A 13,593-nucleotide genomic window follows, 5' to 3' on the forward strand; every position below is an offset into this window, starting at 1 on the left:
TAATTCATCCCCTGGACCGGACGCGACCCGTTCGTTACCTCCCCATGGTTGACCCGCCCCTCCCGGAACGGGCACGCCGCCGCCCGGAACCCCGCCGGGGACGAGGGTGGCGCTCCGTTCTTCCCGAGGCGGCCGGGTCACAAACGGACCAAGCCGCGACGTGACCATGACGCGTATCACACTCGAACGGGGAAGGGGGTCGGCCTCCTCGGGGAGCCCGACCCCGACGGATCACAGGTGGCGGTCCCACCAGTCGAGGATCGCCTCGAACCTGGCCACCCGGTGGCTGGGCAGGCCCGAACGCGACAGCTCGTGCCCCTCTCCCGGGAACAGGAGCATCTCGGTCTCCTGGCCCCGCTTCCTGAGCGCCACGAACAGGCGCTGGGCCTGCTCCACGGGGCAGCGCCAGTCCTGCTCGGAGTGGATGATGAGGAACGGCAGGTCGATCCGGTCCGCGTGGCTGAGCGGGCTCTCCTTCGCCCAGGTCTCCTCCGGGCCGTACAGCGGCTCCGGGAAGTACGAGCCGATGTCGGACGACCCCTGGAAACTGTCGATCGCGTTGACCGCGCGCTCGCTGATGGCGGCGCGGAAGCGCTCGCCGTGGTGGGCCGCGATCCACGTGGTCATGAAGCCGCCGTGCGAGCCGCCCATGACCCCCACCCGGGTGGCGTCCAACCGGTCGTCCTTCAACGCCTCGTCCAGGAAGGACAGGACGTCGACGGAGGTGGTGGCGCCCACCGAGCCGATGACCGCCCGACCGTGCTCCTGGCCGTAGCCCGACGAGCCGCGCGGGTTGCAGTAGAGCACCGCGTACCCGGCTGACGCGTACACCTGGGTCTCGTCGAAGAGCTGCCAGCCGTACTGGGCGTACGGTCCGCCGTGGATCATGAGCACGACCGGGTGCGGGCCCTCACCCTCGGGCACCGCCAGCCAACCGTGGACCTCGTTGCCCTCCTCGGTGCGGGCGGTCAGCTCGGTGACCGGGAACGGGTCCAGCTCCTGGTCGGTGAAGGAGGTCAGCGCCTTGGTGCCGTCCTCGGTGACCGCGTACAGCTCGCCGCTGTCGCGCTCACCGGCGGCGGTCACCACGGTGACACCACCCGCGTGGTCGAAGGCGCCCACCTGGACACGCCCGCCGAACACCGTGGTGCGCACGCCACCGGGGGTGACCCGGTACAGCTCGACCGCGCCCCGGTTCTCACCGGCGACCAGGACGCCCTCGCCGGTCACCCGGGGGCGCGCGCTCATCCGGGGGTCCTCGGTCCCGGTCAGCCTCCGAGGCGCCTCGGAACCGTCGAGGGGCACCGACCACAGGCCCGTCCCCCGGCCGACGAAGTCGTCGAGGTCCGGGCCGAGCTCGTCGCCGACGAAGTACACGGTGGAGCCGTCCTCGGAGAGGCTCACCGAACCGGCCTTCAGGTCGCCCCGGGTGATCCGGCGCGGCTCCGCCCCCGCCTCGGGGCGGCAGACCCACAGGTCACCGACGAGGTCCGTGTCGCGCGTCGCGTGCAGGGCGGCGTCGAACACCAGCCCCGTGCCGTCCGGGGTCCACGTCGGTCGACCGTGGTCGGCGTCACCCTCGGTGACCCGGACCGGCTCACCCACCTCACCCGAGGGGTCGACGGGGGCGCTCACGAACACGTGCTGGCGCCGGTCGTTGGTGAAACCGAAGTCGTCGAGCCGGTACTTCAACGCGGTGATCCGGCGCGGGGGCTCCTGGTCCGGAGCGCCGTCCACGTAGCGGCCCTCCTCGGGGACCCGCGCGTTGTAGGCCAGGCGCGTGGAGTCCGGGCTCCACGCGAACGCCCCGGCGCCCAGCGGGTGGTCGGTGATCTTCCACGGCTCACCGCCGTCGGAGGGCAGGACGTGGATCTGGGGGCGCTTGTCCTCGTCGGGGCGGAGGAAGGCGATCCAGCGACCGTCGGGTGAGAAGCCGGGGGCACTGTCGCGGGTGCCCCGGGTGATCCGGCGGGCGGGCTCGGAGCCGTCGGTGGGAACGCTCCAGAGGGAACCCAGGTAGGCGTCCTCCTCCAGGTCGGGGCGGGACACGGCGAGGACGGCTCGGGTGCCGTCCGGGGAGAGTGAGGGTGCGCTGAGGCCGTGCAGGCGAGCGATGTCAACGGGTTTCATACACGAGTGGCGGCCGCGCGGGCGCGGTCCGCCGTCTCCTTCCCTTGGGGTACGGGGATGCCGGTGACCGAAGGTGCCCCCGGTCAGGGGGTCATCCCACACGGACCCTATCGACGCACGATTCGTCACATCCATACCTTTCGCGTCCTGAGTGCGTCCGCACCGGCCTCCGCCGCGCCACGCCCGCTGGGCGGACGGCTCCCGGGGGGCCTCGGCCGCGGCGCGAGCACGCCGGGACCCCGCCCGGTTTCGACGGCTCGGAGCCCCTTGAGGAACGCGGGCAGGGATCCGGCCCCGCCGGGACCCGCCCCGCGTCCGGCGCGGGGCGGGGCGGGGCGGGTGCGGAGCGGGTGAGGGCGGTGGCGACGCGTGCTCAGCCGGTCCGGTCGGTCTCCAGGCGGGTGCAGACCCAGCGGTCCCCTTCACGGCGGAGGCGGAAGGCGAACACCCGGGTGCGGCTGTCGCAGGCGATCACGGCGCTGGCCTCCATCCCTCCGGCACCGAGCGGCTGGTGGAACACGCGTGTCAACCGGGGCGCCATCGCGCAGTCGACCGTGCCACGGAGACGACGCAGCTCCTCGCGGACCGGAACGGTCACGTGGTCGCGCAGCACTTCCGGGGCACGCCTGCCCACCAGGACCTCCGCCATCTGCTGGGCCAGCCGGTGCACGTCACCGGGGGTCCGATGGCCCGCCAGCGGCGACGCGGCGCACCGGCCCGTCGTCATGCCCCCGCGCGGGGTGCGGGCGGGGGTCCGCACCGGCCGCCAGGGGTTGGCGGTGGCGCGGGAGCAGAGCCGTTGACGGCAGGGGTGGCCGTGGGAGGCGTGCGACATGAACGGATTCCTTCCGGAGGAGGAACGACACCCTGACGCCCTTCCAGGAGCGCGCGGGGACGGGTCCGTGCCACCTGGCATTCCAGGTTCCTCACGAGCGTCGACACGGCCGCCCCTCCGCGAGCGTCCGCCACCTGGGAACCGTCATACTTCAAGACGTGACTCACGCGTACCTTTCCTCCCCCGTTCCCGTCGCCCTCGCCCACCGGGGCGGGTGGCTCACCGACGACCAGGGTGTGCGCCGCACCGAGCTGGAGAACACGGCGGTGGCGTTCCAGCACGCCGTCGACCTGGGCTACACGTACCTGGAGACGGACGTGCACGCCACCAGTGACGGCGTGCTCATGGCCTTCCACGACGCCACCCTGGACCGCACCACCGACCGGAACGGCGCCATCTCCGCGCTGCCCCACCGGGAGGTCGCACGCGCGCGGGTGGCGGGCAAGGAACCGGTCCCCCTCCTCGAGGACCTGCTCGGTGCCTGGCCCGAGGCACGCTTCAACATCGACCTGAAGTCGGACGGCGCCGTCCTGCCCATGCTCGAGGTGCTGCGCCGCACCCAGGCCTGGGACCGCGTGTGCGTGGGCTCCTTCGACCAGGCCCGTCTGGAGCGCGCCCGACGCCTCTACGGCCCCCGGGTGGCCACCTCCTGCGGGCCGGTCGACGTGGCCCGGCTCCGGCTGGCCTCGCTCTCTCCGCTGCTGCGCCCCACCGCCAGCCGCGTCCCCGTCTGCGCGCAGATCCCCATGAGCCACGGTGGTTTCCCCATCCTCAGCCGGGACGTGATCCGCGCCGCGCACCGGCTCGGCATGCAGGTGCACGTGTGGACGGTCAACGAGCCCGAGGTGATGGAGCGCCTGTTGGACGCGGGCGTGGACGGAATCATCACCGACAACACCGTCGCCCTGCGCGAGGTGCTCGTCCGGCGGGGACGCTGGAACCAGCCCGGCCCCAGAACCACGAAGAACGGATAGCCCCCCTCCATGTCCACCACACCCTCGCCACCGGCGGCGGACAACTCCCCCGCGTCCGACCCCGCCCAGCGCAGACGCGAACAGCGCGGCTGGTACACCTACGACTGGGCCAACCAGGTGTTCATCACCTCGGTGGTCACCGTGCTCATCGGCCCCTACCTGTCGGGGCTGGCCTGCTCGGAGGCGGGGGCTGCCGGTGACTGCTCACAGCCGGGCCTGGTGCTCTACCCGCTCGGGGTCGAGTGGATCAGCATGCACCCGAACTCCCTGCACCCGATGGTGACCACGGTCGCCGGTCTCCTCCTTCTCGTGATGCTGCCGGTCGTGGGCGCCCTGGCCGACCACACCCAGCACAAGAAGCGCTGGCTGTTCTGGCTCGCCGCCGCGGGCTCCCTGTGTGTCAGCTCGCTGTACTTCACCAGCGACTACCAGCTGGCGGCGCTGTTGTTCATCACGGGCAACACCTTCTACGGCATGTCCCTGGTGGTGTTCAACGCCTTCCTGCCGGAGATCGCCACCTCCGACGAACGCAACCGCGTGTCCGTGACCGGGTGGGCGATGGCCTACCTGGGCGGCGGTCTCCTGCTCGCCGCCCACATGGGCCTGCTCGCCTCCGCCGACTCCCTCGGGGTCTCGGAGGGACACGCGGTCCGCATCGCCTTCGCGTCGGTGGGCCTGTGGTGGTTCGTCTTCTCCGTGATCGGCATCCGAATGCTGCGCAACCGCTACGGCAGGTTGGCGGCAGAGCCGGGCCCCCCGAGACTGGGCGCCTCCCTGAAGCAGTACTGGCGCACCCTGCGGGAGATGCGCCACTTCCCGAACACACTGAAGTTCCTCATCGCGTTCGTCCTGTTCAACAACGGCATCCAGGCCGTCATCTACTTCGCGGGCAGCTTCGCCAGTCAGGACCTCAACCTGTCCCTGGCCATCCTGAGCGCCACCATCCTGCTCATCCAGTTCGTCGCCTTCGCGGGTGCCCTGCTGATGGGGTGGATCGGCCGCCGGTTCGGTACCAAGAACACCGTCCTGGCCAGTCTGGTCGTCTGGTGCGCCCTGGTCACCTGCGGCTACTACCTGCCGCCCGACGACCCGGCGCTGTTCCTGCTGCTGGGCGCGGGCATCGGCATGGTGCTGGGCGGGACCCAGTCGCTCGCACGAGCGCTGTACTCGCTGCTCATCCCCCGCGGGCGCGAGGCCGAGTACTTCAGCCTGTTCCAGCTGGCCGACCGGGGGTCGGTGCTCTTGGGCGCGGCCTCGATCACCCTGGTGGTCAACCTGACCGGCGGGTTCCGCACCGCCATCTTCTCGCTGGTGGTCTTCTTCGTCATCGGCGGCGTCCTGCTGTGGCGCACCGACCTGAGGAAGGGCATCGAGTCGGTCGGCAACACCGTGCCGAACAACCTCTGACCGCGTCCCGGAACGTCGTCGGCCCCGGTGATACTGGGTGCCGACGACGTTCGTGTTCGGTGCGGGGGGTGTGGTGCGGGTTCTGCACGCGGTGTGGTCCAGGGACACGCTGGTGCTCTGGGGTGAGGGCGGGGACGGGGCCCGAGAGGCCTCGGGTGCCTCTGACGCGGGGGCGCACCCCGGGGCCGCCGGGCTGGCGCAGCTGCGCGCGGTGGCCGCCAAGGCGGGGATCGATCCCGACTCCCCCGGCGCGACCGCGCCGCTCCTGTGGCTGCCGGGGAGCTCCGGGGCGCCCGCCCCGTCCGACACCGACGACACCGCGCCCGCCGAGTTCCGCGCCTGGACGGTGCCCGGGCTGGAGCTGACCCCTGCCGAGGCCGACACCCTGCTGTCGGCGCTCGACTCCCTGCCCGTGGCGGCCGGGCCCGCCCTGACGCACCTGGGCGCGGTGCACGTCCTCGCCGAGAACCTGGTCCGGGCCGGAGGCGTCCTGCCCGACCTCGTCGGTGACCCGCCCCTGGCCCGGTGGCGTCCCGCCCCCCTGGACACCGCCGAGGAGCACCTGGCGGCCCTCACCCGCGCGCTCCCTCCGGCGGCGGTCGCCCACCTGCCCCCGGCGGAGCGGGCCGAGGCGGCCCGGCTGTGCGTGCTGGCCCCGCTCGAACTGCTCACCGACGCCGTCGCCCGGCGCCTGGCCACCGCCGCGCCCGGGGCGACCGGTGAGGACACACTCCCGGGCCCCGAGGTCCCGCCGGCCGCCCGGCTGGCGGCGGCCCTCACAGGGCGGCACACCCGGGTGGACACCGACACCGCACGCGCGCTGCGCGGGCCGCTGCGGGAGTGGCGCTCCCGGGTCCGGGGCGGGGGCCGGGCCCAACTCCTCTTCGTCCTGCGCGAACCCGAGCCCGAGGGCGCGCACGGCGGCCCGCGCCCCTGGACCCTGGAGTTCTGGGTGCGCTCCACCTCCGACCCCGGACTGCGCCTGCCCCTGGAACGGGTCTGGCTGGGTGAGGGCGCCGCCTGGCTTCCCGAGGACGTGGGGTCGGCCGCCCTGGCCGACCTGCGCCGGGCCGCCCGCCACCTGCCCGCCCTCCGGCGCGCCCTGGCGGACCTGGCCCCGGCCCGTCTCACCATGGACACTGCGCGGGCGCAGAACTTCGTGGGCGAGGCCGCCGCCCGGCTCACCTCGGCGGGGTTCGGCGTGGTCCTGCCCGAGTGGAGCGGCCGCGGCGCCCTCGCGCTGCGCATGACGGTCAGCGAGGAACCGAAACGGCGCGGTCGCGGCGGGGTGGGCCCCACCGCACTGGTCGACGTGTCCTTCGAGGCGTTGTTGCGCGGCCCCGGCGGGCAGGAGCCGCTGGACGAGACGGAACTGGCCGAGCTCGCGGAACTGGCGCGGCTCAAGCGCTCACTGGTCCAGGTGCGCGGCCGGTGGATGGAGATGGATCCCGGACGCGTCGAGGCCGCCCTGGACCTGATGCGCCGGAGCGGCCGGGGGCCGGTCCGGCGCGAGGAGGCGCTGCGGACGGCGATCGGCGCCGAGCCGACCCCGCTGCCGGTGGCGGACGTGGTGGCCGGAGGTCCGCTGGGTGCCCTGCTGGACGGCGGGGCCGAGGCCGCGCTCCGCCCCATGGGCTCCCCACCGGGGTTCGAGGGGACGCTCCGCCCCTACCAGGACCGGGGTTCGGCCTGGCTGCGGTTCCTGGGCGAGCTCGGGCTGGGCGCCGTGCTCGCCGACGACATGGGGCTGGGCAAGACCGTGCAGCTGCTGGCCCTGCTCACCGACGAGCGCGCCGGGGAGGCGGTGCCCGGCCCGACCCTGCTGGTCTGCCCGGTGTCGCTGGTCGGCAACTGGCGCAAGGAGGCGGAGCGGTTCGCCCCGGGGCTGCGGGTGCACGTCCAGCACGGGCCCGACCGGCCGACCGGCAACGCCCTGGCGCGCCTCGTGGGCGGCTGCGACCTGGTGGTGACCACCTACGGGGTGGTGGCGCGCGACGCCGAGGAGCTGTCGGGCATGCCCTGGCACCGGGTGGTCTGCGACGAGGCCCAGGCGCTGAAGAACCACGCCACCCGGCAGGCGCGGGCGGTGCGCTCGCTGCCCGCCGCGACGCGGATCGCGCTCACCGGAACCCCGGTGGAGAACAACCTGGGTGAGCTGTGGTCGGTGATGGACTTCGCCAACCCCGGGCTGCTGGGGACGGCGGCCGACTTCCAGCGCGCGGTGGCCGACCGGGCCGAGGCGGAGGAGGGCACCGGCGAGGGAACGGACCTGGTGCGGCGGCTCACCGGGCCGTTCGTGCTGCGACGTCTGAAGACCGATCGTACGATCATCGCGGACCTGCCGGAGAAGCAGGAGATGCGCACCTGGTGCACGCTCACCCCCGAGCAGGCCTCGCTGTACAAGGCGGTGGTGGACGACCTGTCCGAGCGGATGGCGGAGGCCGACGAGAAGGAGCGCAAGGGGCTGGTGCTGTCGTCCATGTCCCGGCTCAAGCAGATCTGCAACCACCCGGCGCAGTTCCTCGGGGACGGCTCGGCGCTGGCGGGCCGCTCGGGCAAGCTCGATCGTCTGGAGTCGATCCTGGGCGAGGCGGTGGCCGAGGGGGACAAGGCGCTGTGCTTCACGCAGTACGCCCGCTGGGGTGAGCGCCTGGCTCCCTATCTGAGGTCCCGGCTGGGGGTGCCCGTGCTGTGGCTGCACGGCGGGACCTCCCGCGCCGAGCGCGAGCGGATGACGGAGCACTTCCAGACGGTGGCGGGGCCGGTCGTGTTCCTGCTGTCGCTCAAGGCCGCCGGGACCGGGCTGAACCTGACCGCCGCCAACCACGTCGTGCACGTGGACCGGTGGTGGAACCCGGCGGTGGAGAACCAGGCCACCGACCGGGCCTTCCGGATCGGTCAGCGCCGGAACGTGCAGGTACGCAAGCTGGTGTGCGTGGGCACCGTGGAGGAACGGGTGGACGAGATGATCACGCGCAAGAGCGTGCTGGCCGACGGCGCCGTGGCCACCGGCGAGGGTTGGCTGGGCGGACTGTCGGTGGAGGACCTGCGCGAGGTGGTGCGGCTGGCGCCGGAGGCGGTCTCGGGATGAGCTGGTCGGAGCTGGTGCGCGAAGCGCTGGGCGGGGCCGGTGGCGGTGGCTCGGCGGTGGAGCGGTTCTCGGTGCGGCCCGGTGAGGTGTCGGCCCGGGTCCTGGGGCACGAGGTGAGCCTGATCCGGACCGTCTGGGAGGGACCGGAGTGGGATCGGGTGGGCGCGGCGCTGGCCTCGCAGTCGCTGTTCCGCGCCCGTGTTCTCGCCGGGGAACTGCCCGAGGCGGCGGCCCGCGTGTTCGCGCTGCTCGGTCTGGACCTGGTGCCGGACGGGTGGGCCGGTCTGGTCGCGACGTGCTCCTGCGACCACTGGGACGGACGTTGCGCGCACCTGGGAGCGGTCGCGGCGGCGCTGGGGGCCGAGGCCGACCGCGACCCCTTCGTCCTGACCCGGTGGGCGGGCCGGGAACGGCGCGCGTTGGTGGGACTGGTCCGGGGCCTGCCGGGCGGCGCGAAGGGCTCCTCCTCCGTGGGTACCGAGTTCGGGAACGGCGGGGACGGAGACCATTCCCGGGAACACGGTGAAACCGGAATCGATGTTGTCGCCGCACAGGCACGAACAACCAATCCCCTTTCCCCGGCGGGCTTCTGGTCCTCTCCCGTCACACCCCCGCCACCTCCCCTGCCGGAGGGGGTCGGAGACCGTGTCAGGGCCGTGGCCCCAGGGCATGTCGCGGATCACCTGCCCGGTTTCGACCGTTCCGCGAAGCGCTATTCGGGAACCGGGGATGGCACTTGACGTTCCCGATCGATTTTCTTGTGGAAAACGCCGGTAAGGACACCGAAACACGGTTACGATTCGCCTGGAGATGACCCCGCACGACTAGTCCTGATTGGTACCTCTCTCTATGGCCGATCGCTTCCCCCCACACATCGACATGGACACTCCGAGCATCGCGCGGATGTACGACTACCTCCTGGGAGGGAAAGACAACTTCGCGCCGGACCGCAAGGCCTGTGAGGCGCTGGCCGAGCACATGCCCGAGCTCGTCGCCTGTGCCAACGACAACCGGGCCTTCCTCGGTCGTGCCGTGGACCACGTCGTCTCCCAGGGGGTGGACCAGTTCCTGGACCTGGGCGCGGGCCTTCCCACCACGGACAACACCCACCAGGTCGCGCAACGGACCGAGCCGAGGGCCCGGGTCCTCTACGTCGACAACGATCCCATCGTGCTCGCGCACGGGCGGGCGCTCCTGGGCGACAGCCAGTCGACCGCCTTCCTGCACGCCGACGTCCGCGACACGGACGAGATCCTGAACTCCCCCGAGGCCGAGAAGCTGATCGACCTCGACCAGCCGATCTGCGTCATGCTGGTCTCCCTGCTGCACTGCCTGCCCGACGACAGCGACCCGTTCGGCATGGTGCGCTCCCTCATGGAGCGGGTCGTGCCCGGTTCCGCCGTCATCTACTCGCACGTCGTCTCCGACGACCCGGCTGCCGCCGCCTGGATGGACGGCATGATGCTGGAGTTCGGCACCGCCTGGGGGCGGGTCCGTACCCCCGCGGAGGCCTCCCAGGTGTTCGAGGGCCTGGAACCGGTCAGCCCCTGGACCGACGGGCGGGACGCGGACCCGACGTTGGTGGACTGCGCCAGCTGGCGCCACCCCGGGAACGAGCCGCGTCCACGTCCCGTCGACCCCGACGTCAAGCGGTGGGAGACGGCCGGGGTGGCCTACAAGCGCTGACCCCTCACGCCGTCCCGTTCACAGCATTCCGTCGATCTCCGACTTCGACGCCGCGGCCGACATCCGCCCGAAGGTCCCCTCCTCGGCGATCTCCCGGGCGGCCGCCAGCGCTCCGGCCAGCGCCGACCGCGACAGCCCCGACCCGAGACTGATCCGCCGGGCCCCCAGGGCACCCAGCTCCGCCACGGACATCCCGGCCGCCGCCCCCGAGGCCAGCACGTTGACGGGGCGGCCGACCGAGGAGCACACCGCCCGGATGGCGTCCGCGTCCGGCAGCCCCGGGGCGAAGAGCACGTCGGCCCCGGCCTCCTCGAAGGCTCTGAGCCTTCGGATCGTGTCCTCCAGGTCCTGGCGTCCGTACAGGTGGTTCTCCGCCCGGGCGGTGACCGTGAACGGGAAGGGCAGGGTCCGCGCCGCCTCCACGGCGGCCCGGACCCGCTCGACCGCCAGCCCGAACTCGTGGATCGGCGCGTCGGGGTCGGCGGTGGTGTCCTCCACCGAACCGCCCACGATCCCCGTGGCTCCGGCCGCCATGAAGGTGCGGGCCACCTCCTCGGGGGCGCGCCCGAAGCCGTCCTCCAGGTCCGCCGAGACCGGCAGGTCCGTGGCGGCCGCGATCACCGAGGCGTTGCGCAGGGTCTCCTCGCGCGAGACCAGCCCGGCGCCGTCCCGGCGTCCCAGCCCGTGCGCCAGCCCCCCGCTGGTGGTGGCCAGGGCCGCGAAGCCGAGCCCGCCCAGCAGCCGGGCGGACCCGGCGTCCCAGACGTTCGCGATCACGAAGGGTTCCGGCCCCCGGTGCAGCTCGCGTAGGCGTGCGCCCCGCGCCGTCAGATCCTGTCCGTTGTGGTCCATGCCCTCCCTTGTACACCCGACCACCGACGGAGCGGGGAACGGCCGCGCTCCTGGGCGGTGCGCCGTCCGCCCCCTCCGGCGCGGCGCCGGTTCACGCCTCCTTGGCATCCTCGTCGAAGACCCCCTGCGCGATCGCGAACGCCTTGTTGGCGGCCGGGACCCCGCAGTAGACGGCCGCCTGGAGGAACACCTCCCCGACCTCGTCCGGGGTCAGGCCGTTGCGCAGGGCGGCCCGCACGTGCAGGGCCAACTCGTCCCAGTGGCCCTTGGCCACCAGGGCGGTGAGCACCATGCAGCTACGGGTGCGCCGGTCCAGGCCGGGCCGGGTCCACACCTCGCCCCAGGCGTAGCGGGTGATGAGGTCCTGGAAGGGTTCGGTGAAGGCGCTCGTGCGGGCCTCGGCCCGGTCCACGTGGGCGTCACCGAGCACGCTCCGGCGCACCCGCGTCCCGGCGCCATGGCGGTCGATCGCGGCCAGGTGCTGGGTGATGAGGGTGTTGACCCGGGCCGCGTGCGACCACGAGAGCAGATGGGCGGCGCCCTCCAGCACCACGAACCGCGCCCCGGGCACGCGTTCCGCGATGAGCGCCCCGTGCTCCTCGGCCGGGGTCGAGGGGTCGTCGGCTCCGGCCACGACCAGTGTGGGAGCGGTGACGCGGTGCAGGTCGTCCCGTACGTCGTGGTGCTCGATGGCGCCACAGCAGCCCGCGTAACCCTCGTCGGGGGTGTCCACGATCTGGTCGCGCAGGAGCGTGACGTCGTGGGGGTGTTCCGAGGCGAAGGCCGGGGTGAACCACCGCTGCACGACCCCGTCGGCCAGGGCGACGGTGCCCTGGTCCCGGGCCAGGGCGGCGCGGTCCCGCCAGTTCCGGGCGGGCCCCATGTGTGGGGAGGTGGCCAGGAGCACGAGCCCGTCGACCCGTTCGGGGGCGTGGACGGCCAGCCACTGGCCGACCATGCCACCGATGGACAGGCCCACGTAGTGGGCGCGACCGATCCCGAGCCGGTCGAGCAGGGCGAGGACGTCCCCGCCCAGGTCGGCCATGCTGTAGGGGCCCTCGGGCGCGGGCGACGCCCCGTGTCCGCGCAGGTCCACGCGGATCACCCGGAAGACGGCGGAGAGCGCGTCCACCTGCGGCTCCCACATCCGATGGGTGGTGCCGAGGGATCCGGCCAGCACCAGGGGCGGTGCGTCCGCCGGTCCGCTCACGACGTGGTGGAGGTCAACGCTCATCGGTTCCTACTTCTTCTTGGTCGGTGGAGGCCGTCCGGCCGGTCCTACCCGTCACCCGGTCGGTGAACACCGGTGCGGCGCCGAGGTAGTCGACGGGGTCGAGCAGGGATCTGATCCGGTCACGGGTGCGCAGGTCGTGGAGGTGTTCGGCCAGGACCTCGACCGGGTCGCGGTCCTCGTCCACGGCGGCCCGGCAGGCCGCGCCGACGCGCTGGTGGGCCGCCAGGCGGCCGAGCTCGGGGGTCAGGTCGGCGGTGAGGCGCTCGCTGAGCGCGGACCCGCCGGTGAGGTCGAGGTTGGCGGCCATGCGGTCGGGGTGCACGCGGAGCCGTTCGACGCTCACGCGCAACCAGGAGACCGCGGAGCCGGTACGCCGGAGCAGGTCGGTCAGGGGCAGCCACTCGGCCTGCCACGCACCGGCGGCGCGTTGGTGCTCCTGGATCTGCGCGGCGAACAGGGTGGCCACCAGCCCGGGTGTCTGACGGGCGGCGGCGAGGGCGCTGACGGCGGCGACCGGGTTGCGCTTGTGCGGCATGGTGGAGGATCCGCCCACGCCGCTCCCGCCCTCCTCGCTGACCTCACCGACCTCCGTCTGGGCGAGCAGCACGACGTCCTGTGCGGCGTTCCCCGCCGCTCCGCTCACCCGGCCGAGCGCGCCGGCGATCTCGGTGACGCGACCGCGTTCGGTGTGCCAGGGCAGGAGGGGTTCGGGCAGGTCGAGGCGGGCGGCGAAGGCGGCCGCCACCGCCGGACCGTGCGGGTGCAGGGAGGCGAGGGTGCCCACGGCTCCGCCGAGCTGGGTGGCCAGGCGGTGGTCCAGCACCTCGCCGAGCCGCTCGGCGGCACCGGTCAGGCCCGAGGTCCAGCTCGCGACGACGGCTCCGAAGGTGGTGGGCAGCGCCTGCTGGAGCAGGGTGCGACCGGGCACGGGGGTGGTGCGGTGCCGGTCGGCCAGGGCGCGCAGCTCCTGGGTGAGGGCGGCGAGTTCGGCGCGCAGGGCGTGACCGGCCCTGCGGACCAGGAGCATGGCGGCGGTGTCCATGACGTCCTGGCTGGTGGCGCCCTGGTGGACGTGACGGGCCGCTTCGGGGTCCACCTCACGGACGTCCGCGGTGAGCTGCCCGACCAGCGGGATGACCGGGTTGCCACCGCCCTCGGCGGCCCGCCCCAGGGCCGCCGGGTCGTAGTGGGCGGCGACGCAGGTGGCGGCGATGGTCTCGGCCCGCTCCCGGGTGATGACACCGGTGTCGGCCAGGGCTCGGGCGAGGGCGGCCTCCGTGTCGAGCATGGCCCGGATCCAGGCGGTGTCGTCGGTGAGCGGTCCGAGGGGGCCGTGGTTGAGGACACCGTCGAACAGGCCGGTCATGGGTGCTCCCTGGGTCGG

Annotated in this window: 10 protein-coding genes; 5 read left to right on the forward strand and 5 right to left on the reverse strand. The window is 73.3% G+C overall.

Annotation, left to right across the window (positions count from 1 at the left end; translation table 11 throughout):
- Positions 1–231 precede the first annotated feature (231 nt).
- Together ACFW3L_RS05045 and ACFW3L_RS05050 are read right to left on the reverse strand one after the other, a co-directional pair.
- Complete coding sequence (locus ACFW3L_RS05045; RefSeq protein ID WP_378736518.1) at positions 232–2,130, reverse strand: S9 family peptidase; 1,899 nt, start codon at positions 2,128–2,130, stop codon at positions 232–234.
- 373 nt (positions 2,131–2,503) lie between these two features.
- Positions 2,504–2,965, reverse strand: coding sequence for an Rv3235 family protein (locus ACFW3L_RS05050; protein WP_378736520.1), 462 nt, complete (start codon positions 2,963–2,965; stop codon positions 2,504–2,506).
- Positions 2,966–3,123: 158 nt separating this feature from the next.
- On the opposite strand from ACFW3L_RS05050, the gene ACFW3L_RS05055 reads away from it, so the two are divergent.
- The 5 genes from ACFW3L_RS05055 (at position 3,124) to ACFW3L_RS05075 (ending at position 10,123) form a co-directional block, all read left to right on the forward strand.
- Positions 3,124–3,939, forward strand: a complete 816-nt coding sequence (locus ACFW3L_RS05055) for a glycerophosphodiester phosphodiesterase (RefSeq protein ID WP_378736522.1) — start codon at positions 3,124–3,126, stop codon at positions 3,937–3,939.
- 9 nt (positions 3,940–3,948) lie between these two features.
- A complete protein-coding gene (locus ACFW3L_RS05060) occupies positions 3,949–5,346 on the forward strand; it encodes an MFS transporter (RefSeq protein ID WP_378736524.1) in 1,398 nt (465 codons plus the stop codon).
- A gap of 73 nt (positions 5,347–5,419) precedes the next feature.
- Positions 5,420–8,437, forward strand: a complete 3,018-nt coding sequence (locus ACFW3L_RS05065; protein ID WP_378736937.1) for a DEAD/DEAH box helicase — start codon at positions 5,420–5,422, stop codon at positions 8,435–8,437.
- A complete protein-coding gene (locus ACFW3L_RS05070) occupies positions 8,434–9,177 on the forward strand; it encodes a hypothetical protein (protein WP_378736526.1) in 744 nt (247 codons plus the stop codon). The genes ACFW3L_RS05065 and ACFW3L_RS05070 overlap by 4 nt, the downstream gene beginning before the upstream one ends.
- Positions 9,178–9,286: 109 nt before the next feature.
- Positions 9,287–10,123 carry an SAM-dependent methyltransferase gene (locus tag ACFW3L_RS05075; RefSeq protein ID WP_378736528.1) on the forward strand — a complete coding sequence of 279 codons (837 nt, stop codon included), beginning with the start codon at positions 9,287–9,289 and terminating at the stop codon, positions 10,121–10,123.
- Positions 10,124–10,141: 18 nt separating this feature from the next.
- Here the strand turns inward: ACFW3L_RS05075 and ACFW3L_RS05080 are convergent, their stop codons facing one another.
- The 3 genes from ACFW3L_RS05080 to pcaB form a co-directional block, all read right to left on the reverse strand.
- Positions 10,142–10,975, reverse strand: a complete 834-nt coding sequence (locus ACFW3L_RS05080; RefSeq protein WP_378736530.1) for an oxaloacetate decarboxylase — start codon at positions 10,973–10,975, stop codon at positions 10,142–10,144.
- Positions 10,976–11,066: 91 nt separating this feature from the next.
- Entirely contained in the window at positions 11,067–12,209 is a 1,143-nt protein-coding gene (gene pcaD, locus ACFW3L_RS05085; RefSeq protein ID WP_378736532.1) for a 3-oxoadipate enol-lactonase, read from the reverse strand.
- Positions 12,199–13,575, reverse strand: coding sequence for a 3-carboxy-cis,cis-muconate cycloisomerase (pcaB, locus tag ACFW3L_RS05090; RefSeq protein ID WP_378736534.1), 1,377 nt, complete (start codon positions 13,573–13,575; stop codon positions 12,199–12,201). The genes pcaD and pcaB overlap by 11 nt, the downstream gene beginning before the upstream one ends.
- Positions 13,576–13,593 lie beyond the last annotated feature (18 nt).

Origin of the sequence: Nocardiopsis sp. NPDC058789 (assembly GCF_042745575.1) — a bacterium.
Classification (GTDB): domain Bacteria; phylum Actinomycetota; class Actinomycetes; order Streptosporangiales; family Streptosporangiaceae; genus Nocardiopsis; species Nocardiopsis eucommiae.